Annotated in this window: 5 protein-coding genes; all 5 read left to right on the top strand. The window is 52.2% G+C overall.

Features of this window, described 5'->3' with window-relative positions; translation table 11 throughout:
• A partial coding sequence (locus M0R47_RS11490; protein ID WP_292554694.1) for a protein-L-isoaspartate(D-aspartate) O-methyltransferase occupies nt 1–667 on the top strand: 667 nt, incomplete at its 5' end.
• Between the two features lie 164 nt (nt 668–831).
• Nucleotides 832–3,255: an SAM-dependent methyltransferase gene (locus tag M0R47_RS11485; RefSeq protein ID WP_292554691.1), complete on the top strand. Its 2,424-nt coding sequence runs from the start codon at nt 832–834 to the stop codon at nt 3,253–3,255.
• A 518-nt stretch (nt 3,256–3,773) separates the two neighbouring features.
• A complete protein-coding gene (locus M0R47_RS11480) occupies nt 3,774–6,407 on the top strand; it encodes an MMPL family transporter (RefSeq protein ID WP_292554688.1) in 2,634 nt (877 codons plus the stop codon).
• A 312-nt stretch (nt 6,408–6,719) separates the two neighbouring features.
• The gene (locus M0R47_RS11475; RefSeq protein WP_292554685.1) at nt 6,720–7,577 is read left to right on the top strand and encodes an arylamine N-acetyltransferase; all 858 of its coding nucleotides are present in this window, start codon (nt 6,720–6,722) and stop codon (nt 7,575–7,577) included.
• Between the two features lie 71 nt (nt 7,578–7,648).
• Complete coding sequence (locus M0R47_RS11470) at nt 7,649–7,834, top strand: hypothetical protein (protein ID WP_292554683.1); 186 nt, start codon at nt 7,649–7,651, stop codon at nt 7,832–7,834.
• The last annotated feature ends 11 nt before the right edge of the window (nt 7,835–7,845 follow it).

Raw genomic sequence — 7,845 nt, 5'->3', positions numbered from 1 at the left:
TGAAGATGATTTTTTCCGACAACGGCAAGCGCTGGTAACCGTTATCAAGTCCCAGGTAAAAAGGACCAGCGACTTTCTGAGCCGGGAAGCGCTTGATGAGCGGGTGGTAGAAGCCCTGCTCAAGGTACCGAGACATGAATTTGTCCGTGATTCCGATCGCCCGTATGCCTACGATAACCGGCCGCTCTCTATCGGTTACGGTCAGACCATTTCTCAGCCTTATATCGTCGCAGTCATGACCGACCTGCTTAAACTGAAAAAAACCGACCGGGTTCTGGAAGTCGGCACCGGCTCGGGCTATCAAGCCGCCATTCTCGCCGAACTTGCCGATAGCGTGTACACCATAGAAATTATTGAACCGCTGGCCAGGCAGGCCGAGAAAAACCTTAAACAAGCCGGTTACGATGCCGTCCATACCCGAACCGGGGACGGTTATTACGGCTGGGAAGAGGCCGCGCCTTTTGATGGCATCGTCGTAACCGCCGTTGCGAGCCATATACCGCCGCCGCTGATCAAACAGCTAAAACCCGGCGGACGCATGGTCATCCCGGTCGGCGCTCAGTTTATGACGCAGTACCTGGTTTTGGTGACTAAAGGCGCTGACGGGAAAATCACCACGCAACAAATTCTGCCGGTCAGTTTTGTCCCGCTCACCGGCAAGCATTAATAATTTGCCCGCGAAAGCCAAAAGCAGGCGAGACGAAACAGCCAGCTTGTTGCATTGAATTATCCACTCGCACTTGGGAAGGATTTATTGCCTTGAAAATTTTCGTGCTTTTCGTGCTTTTCGTGGACGAAATGATTTTTCTATCATTATAAGGAGAAGTGATAATGAATCCGCGTTTATCACTGCTGGCCGCTGTCGCACTTATCTCGGCCTCTGCCTTGGCCTATGAAGTGTTATTGATGCGCCTGTTTTCGATTATCCAGTGGCATCATTTTGCTTACATGATGATCAGCCTGGCACTGTTGGGCTATGGCATTAGCGGCGTATTTCTGGCGCTGAACCGCGACCGACTGACGCAGCTGTTCCCGGCAGCGATAATGACCAATATGCTGCTGTTCAGCGTTTTTGCGCCGGCCTGCTTTCTACTGGCTCAGCAGGTTCCTTTCAACCCGGCAGAAATGTCATGGTCGCCGATGCAGTTACTGTATTTGTGCATTATTTACCTGATGCTGGCGTTGCCTTTCTTTTTTGCGGCCAATGTTATCGGTTTATCTCTTTACCACCATAAGGACCAAGTGTCCTCCATTTACGCGGCCGATCTGTTTGGCGCAGGCCTGGGCAGTGTCGGTGTTATTTTGCTGCTGTCCTTCATATTCCCGGAACAGATATTAACCGTGCTGATGCTGTCGGGAATACTTGCCACCCTGCTGGTGTCGATCCATACCTTTCACGCCCCCAAACACTGGACTATTGCATCCGCTGTCCTCGGGCTGGCAGTTATTTTTGCCCCGGCCCATTGGGTGACACTGAAGGTTTCTCCGTATAAGAGCCTGAACCAATTGCTGCAAGTGCCCGGCACAAAAATCGTAGGCCGATACTCCAGCCCGCTGGGCTTGATCAGTGTGGTCAAGAGTGAAATCACGCCGCTACGCCATGCCCCCGGCTTAAGCCTTAACGCCACGACAGAACCGCCGGAACAGCTTGCCGTGTTTACCGACGCCGACAACATGACCGCAATCACCCGTTATAACGGCAACCCGGAAACGCTCGGCTATCTGGATCAAACCACGTCGGCCCTGCCCTATCATCTCAAGCAATTATCCGACATCCTGATTCTCGGCTCGGGTACCGGCAGCGATATTTTGCAGGCCAACTTTCATGCCGTTAAGGACATTGACGCTGTCGAGCTGAACCCGCAAATCATCGATCTGGTTCAGCGAAAATATGCCGATTTTGCCGGTAATCTTTATTCCAGCGCTCATCATGTGAGTGTTCATATTGACGAAGCCCGCGGCTATCTTGCAGCGACGAATAAGACCTATGACCTGGTTAATATCTCATTACTGGATGCGTTTGGCGCATCGGCGGCGGGCCTTTATTCAATGGCTGAAAACTACCTTTATACCGAACAGGCCGTGCAGGAGTATCTGCGCCATGTCAGCCCGGACGGTTATCTCAGCATTACCCGCTGGATTAAGGTTCCGCCGCGCGACGAACCCAAACTGCTGGCAACAGTCATTAACGCGCTTAAAGACGCCCATGTCAGGCAGCCCGGCCAACAAATCATCATGATACGCGGCTGGCAAACCAGCACTTTAATCGTGAAAAACGGCCTTATTTCCGCAGAAGAAATCAGCCGCTTAAAGCAGTTCTGCAACGACCGCAGCTTCGATCCGGTTTACTATCCGGGCATATCGGAATCGGAAACCAATCGCTTTAATATCCAGCAGCAGCCTTATCTGTACGAGGCGGCAATCGCTTTATTGAGCGATAACAGCCAGTCGTTTATCGATGCCTATAAATTCAATATCGAAGCTGCGACCGACAATAAGCCCTACCTGTTCCATTTTTTTAAGTGGCAAACCTTGCCCGAAATAATGTCGCTATTGAATACCGGCGGGAGCTTTCTGCTGGAAAGCGGCTATTTGCTGTTAATCGCGGCGTTAGCGCAAGCGATACTCGCCAGCCTATTGTTGATCGCGTTGCCGTTGTGGCTATGGAAAGGAAAGCTCGGCATCGAACCGGGGACGGGAAATCACCTGAACATGCTGGCGTATTTCTTCTGCCTGGGTCTGGCATTCTTGTTCATTGAAATCGGGTTCATCCAAAAGTTCATCCTGATCCTGCATCATCCGCTTTACGCGATTACCGTCGTACTGAGTACGTTTTTGCTGTCTGCCGGGATAGGGAGTTTTTACTCGACCAACCTGTCACACAGCACTGAAAAGTCCGCGTTTATGCTGCCGATGGCGGCTATCGCGTTGCTGAGCATCGTTTACAGCCTGGGTTTTGAGTCCATCAGCGAATTTTTGCTGAAAACAGGCAGCCTGAGCCGCTACCTGTTTTCAATAATTTTGATAGCGCCGCTGGGTTTTTGCATGGGCATGCCGTTTCCGATGGGCTTGGCTAAAATCAGCCAAACCGCGCCGGCATTGATACCGTGGGCCTGGGGTATTAACGGCTGTGCCTCGGTTATCAGCGCGATATTGGCAACCCTAATTGCGATGCAGTTCGGCTTTACCGTATTGATCTTACTGGCGGTTATTTTGTACGGCGTAGCGGCGTGGTGTTTTCCCAAATTGGCCTAGTATCCGGTCAATATTAATATCTGATGTTACGCATTCAGTCGAATTTAAATTTAAGGCGTCGCTAACGCGACAGTTTATTAGAATCGGGTTCTCGCACCCGAAGGCGAGATACTTTTCACTACGAAAACCCTCCCTGGTTTTCGCCCTGCGGGCCAGCCTCATGGCTGTTCAAATTCGCTCCAGGCGAATTTGTGCTCCGCCAAAGAAAAGTATCCAAAAGAAAGGCGGCCCGGTTGCCGCTTGTGTCCTGCGCTCCTCGCTTTTGCCGAGGGTCGGCAGAAGGGGCTCCTGCCCCTCTACCAACGTGCGGCCTCCCTGCCGCACCCCTTACGGGCCATTCTCGGCAAAAGCTCCGGTGCTCGGCGCGGCAAACGGGAGAAGCACATCCTGTGCGTAAAAACCATTTAGCTTGGCGTAAATCCGCTCATCCCATTCGACAAGCCCATAACAGGCTTAGACAGGATCTGGATTTAGGCAGTAGCCCTTGATTCTCGCCGATACGAAAGCAGAGGTGCGGCATGAAGAAAATTTCCGAAATTTACAGTCAATGGCTCGCCCGCTTGGAAAATGGCGTGTTGCGCTATCCGAAAACGTTGCTTCTGCTGATCTGTCTGCTTTGCGGGCTCAGCTTGTTTTATACCATCCGGCACCTGAGTATCGATACCGACACGACCAAGATATTGTCGGAGGATTTGCCTTTTCAACAGGACAGGAAACGCTTCATCGAAGCTTTTCCGCAAGACGACCAGGCCATATTGGTCGTTGTCGATGCCAAAACGCCGGAACAGACCACACAGGCGCTTAATTACCTTGGAACACGATTCAGGAATGAAAAACAGCAGATACAATCGGTCTATATTCCCGGTGCCGGGGAGTTTTTCGACCGGCATGGCCTGCTTTATCTCGACCTGAACGAAGTTGAGGAATTGGCTGCCGGATTGACCAAAGCCCAGCCCTTTATCGGTACGTTGTCCAAAGACAACAGCCTGAAGAGTTTGCTCGATGTTATCGCCTTGGCTATTACCGAGCAAGAGCAGGAGCTGCCGGTCGACCTGAATCCCTTGCTCGATAAAATACGCCTGGCGATCCGCGCGGCGCTGGATGGCAAATCTTACCCAGTGTCCTGGCAGCAAATGATGATTGGGGAAGACCAGGATTTATTGAGCACCCAGCGCTTTATCCTGGTCAAGCCGATACTGGACTTCGACAAAATGACGCCTGCCGAGGAACCGCTGGCGGCGGTGCGGGCTATTGTGGAAAAGGCCGAACAAGAACTGCCGGGCGTCAGCATACGCTTGACCGGCGAAGTCGTGCTGGAACACGACGAGTTGGCCACCGTGACCTACAGCGCCGAAATGGCTTCGATAGCCTCGCTGATCCTGGTCTGCCTGACGTTAATAACCGGTTATCGTTCGATAAGACTGATGCTGATCACCTTAACCGTCATCATAATGGGCTTGATATTGACCGCCGGTTTTGCCACGCTGGCCATCGGGCACCTTAATATTCTGTCAGTCTCTTTTGCGACTTTGTATATCGGTATCGGCGACGATTACGCGGTTCAAACATGCCTGCGCTATCGGGAATTATTGCGTCAGAATCTATCCCGGCCGCAGGCGCTGATCGGCGCGGTGCGCCATGTAGGCCCCTCCATTACCCTGTGCGCGCTTGCAGGGGCGACCGGATTTTTTGCCTTTGTCCCGACCGCCTACACCGGCGTTTCCGAACTGGGCATCATCTCCGGCGTGGGCATATTCATCTCGCTGTTGATTACGCTGATAGCGTTGCCAGCGTTGTTGAAGTTATTCCCGCTGGAGTTGCCGTCGGCCGAAAAGTCCGAGAGCCTGTTTCCGGATTGGGTTTACCGCTTTCCGATGCAACATGCGACTTTGGTCAAATGGGCGGCAGTCGCATTGGCAATCGCCGGACTGGCTTTGCTGACTCAGGCCCGCTTCGATTCCAACCCGATTAATTTGCGCGACCCCGATACCGAGTCTGTCACCACGTTCAAGGAATTGCTGAAAACCAAGGAGTCGTCGCCGATGACCTTAACCGTCTTAGCCAAAAACAGCAATGAGGCGCTAACCAAAGCCCGGAAGCTGAAACAACGGAAATCGGTCGAAAATGCGATCACGATTTTCGACTATATTCCCGACAATCAGGAAGCCAAGCTGGCCATTCTTGAGGATTTGTCCTTGGTCATGGGGATACAGTTAACCACCTTCCCTCCCGTTCAGGAAAGCAGCACCTCAGACAACATCGCGGCGCTGGAGAAACTTAATCAGGCCATCGACCAACATTTAACTCAAAAACCGGACGATGAGCTGTCGCTTACCTTGCATATGTTGCGCGAAGACCTGGAGAGCTTTGTCGCTACGCTGCAACCGGCATCCGAAGCGGAAAAAGCAGCGAAGCTGGGCAAGTTGCAGTTCAGTCTATTGGGCACGCTGCCCGACACCATGAACATGCTATTAAAAGGGCTGAAAGCGGACTTTGTTACGATCGATAACCTGCCTCGCGACCTGTCCGAACGCTGGCTCAGTAAAGACGGCATTTACCGGATCATGGTATTGCCCAGCAAGGATCTCAACGATCAGAAAAATCTGAACGACTTTGTTGCCGAAGTCCGGCAACTGGCGCCCGACGCCACGGATTTACCGGTCATTTACCTGGAATCCGGCAACGCGATTGTCGGAGCCTTTAGACAGGCGCTGGTCAGCGCACTGGGAGCCATCGTTGTGATTTTGCTGCTCTCCCGGCGCAGTATCAAGGATACGCTGCTGATTCTTCTACCCTTACTGATGACGGGCATCCTGACCGGCGCCTCAACGGTGGTCATGGACAATCCGTTCAACTTTGCCAATATCGTCGTCATACCGTTGCTGTTCGGGCTTGGCGTCGATGCCGGCATCTTTATTGTCGATCGTCTGCGCAATCCCGACCAGGAAGACAGCGTATTGGACACCAGCACGGCAAGAGGGGTGGTTTTCGGCGAAATGACCACGCTTTGTAGTTTGGTCAGTATGGCGTTCACGCCGCATCCGGGCTTGGCGAGCATGGGACAACTGCTGACCATCGGCTTGACCCTGATGGTTATTTGCACGCTGGTTATCCTGCCGGCATTTGCCGACAGCTATAAAGCTAAAAAATAGCTCACACCCGGCATTGTTAGCATTATGCATTTCTTAACCCGGTAGGGGGCGCATCGCGCCCCATTTCGGAGCCCAAGCGTACTGGGCATTTTGATTATTGAAATGAATGGTCCATTGGAATGCTTTGAAAGCAACTCGACCTTCTGGCGGTTATAAACGGGGCGCGATGCGCCCCCTACCTGGCTTGGAAAACGCTCTTCGAAGAAGTATCTTACAAGCCTGACATTTTATTGACCTTTCCGTGACTACTTTCAACTCCATCTGCGCGGATAATTCTTCAACAGACTTTAACTACATTCATCAACTTCTTTCATGACATTCGAACTGGACAAATACCTGAACAGGCTAAACATTACCAAACCCGAAACCACGGCAAAAGGTTTGGCGCAACTGCAACAGTCGCAGCTCATAACCATCGCTTTCGAAAATATCTTTCCGCTACGCAATATATTGCCCGATTTGGAACCGTCAGCGATAAGCAAGAAAATCCTTGATGAAGGACGGGGCGGTTACTGCCTGGAATTAAACGGCTTATTAGGGCTTGCATTGACGGCGCTAGGCTTTAGCTTCGAGCCTGTTTTAGCCAGGGTTCGGATGGGCCGGTCCGAAGGCGGACCGCGCGCTCATCTGGCTTTCCTGGTCGACATTGAAGACGATTTATGGCTGGTTGACGCCGGTTTCGGCGGCCCCTGCCCCAGGCGCCCGCTGTTGGTCTGCAACGATCAAATCCAGCTCCAGGACCAGGACATGTTCCGCATCAGGACTGATCGAGCCAGCAGCGAAATGGTCGTTGAAAAGCGCCAAGATGGCGATTGGTTTGCCTTGTACGGATTCGACCGGACGAAAGTTCAGCGTTGCGATCTGGAAGCCGCCAATGTGGTCTGTTCAACCTGGAGCCGATCCCGTCTGGCGCCATTTCCCGATAATCTGCTAATGTGCCGTAATACCGAACAAGGCCGCATTCATCTGTTTAACAGAACGTTAACTACGACCTGCGGAGACAAGCAAACAAGCCGATTCATCGAAACGGTTGATGATTTAGGAGCCGCCATTCAAAACGACTTCGGCATTGCCATCACAGTCGCTGAATTAAGCCATATCGCTTGCCGACTGGGGCTCAATACCTGCGAAGCAGACGCTGAGATGTCCGCAATTGACTTTATCAATTGATCGAAATGTCAGCTGAATTCGCTTTAATCATGTCAGTCAGTTGCAACCCAAGCCTTTAACATTGCGGCGGCTTGCTGGAGATCCGGCGTATCGAAGCCTTCCTCAAACCCGGCATGGATGCCGTGCAAAACCTGCCAGACATCGTCGGCCCTACCCTGACCGGTAAGCAACCGCACAGCAATACCGAGGTTTTGGCGAAAAAATTCAACATGGAATTCGATTTCATAACCGACGGGGGCAACGCCGCAGCCCGGTAAGGGCGCATCGC

The sequence above is a fragment of the Methylobacter sp. genome, from assembly GCF_023227905.1.
Classification (GTDB): domain Bacteria; phylum Pseudomonadota; class Gammaproteobacteria; order Methylococcales; family Methylomonadaceae; genus Methylobacter_A.
The sequence above is the reverse complement of the archived record's forward strand: the minus strand, read 5'-3'. Positions and strand labels throughout refer to the sequence as shown.

What these genes read in the sequence shown, in the direction of transcription:
- M0R47_RS11485 (WP_292554691.1), top strand. Translation starts at nt 832, where the DNA reads ATGAATCCGCGTTTATCACTGCTGGCCGCTGTCGCACTTATCTCGGCC.
- M0R47_RS11480 (WP_292554688.1), top strand. Translation starts at nt 3,774, where the DNA reads ATGAAGAAAATTTCCGAAATTTACAGTCAATGGCTCGCCCGCTTGGAA.
- M0R47_RS11475 (WP_292554685.1), top strand. Translation starts at nt 6,720, where the DNA reads ATGACATTCGAACTGGACAAATACCTGAACAGGCTAAACATTACCAAA.